This window comes from Candidatus Symbiopectobacterium sp. NZEC135 (assembly GCF_025962695.1).
Genome location: NZ_JAGFPF010001399.1, coordinates 1 through 560 on the forward strand (window position 1 = coordinate 1; position 560 = coordinate 560).

1 protein-coding gene is annotated in these 560 nt (G+C 61.2%); it reads right to left on the reverse strand.

Annotated features, from left to right (window positions below):
• Nucleotides 1–560: FGGY-family carbohydrate kinase (locus J5224_RS34485; protein ID WP_264629325.1), on the reverse strand; the 560-nt coding region annotated here is incomplete at both ends.

The following is a 560-nucleotide window of genomic DNA, read 5'->3' on the forward strand; positions in this document are numbered from 1 at the left end:
TACATCTGGAGATAGACGCCATATTTAGCCGCATGGAACGCAGCGTACTGCGGGTCTGTGGTAATGGTCGCGCCAGCGCGTACCAGCGCCGCCGCCGCCGCTGGCAACGTGGGGTAACATTCCGCCGCTACCGCCCCCAGCAACGCCGCACCGAGCGTGACCGCATCTTCTTCGCTCGCCAGATGAATATCGCAACCGGTGATATTGGCGTATTCCCGCAGCCAGAGCGGATTTTTGGTCGCCCCGCCGCACATCACCACCCGGATAATTTGATGTCCGGCCTGATTCATGCTGTCGATGATATGGCGCGTGCCGTAGGCAATGCCTTGTAAGGTGGCGAGATAGAGCCGCGCCAGCGCATCCGGCCCCTGTTCCAGCGTCAGGCCATAAACGGCACCGCGTGCGTGCGGGTTGGCGCGCGGTGAACGATTACCATGATGGTCGGCCAGCACATGCAGATGGCGGGTCGGGAAGGGCTCACGCCGCTCCAGATCGTCAACCCAATGATTCAACAGGGTATATACGCTTATACCCTGCTGTTCCGCCTGCTGCTGCGCGTC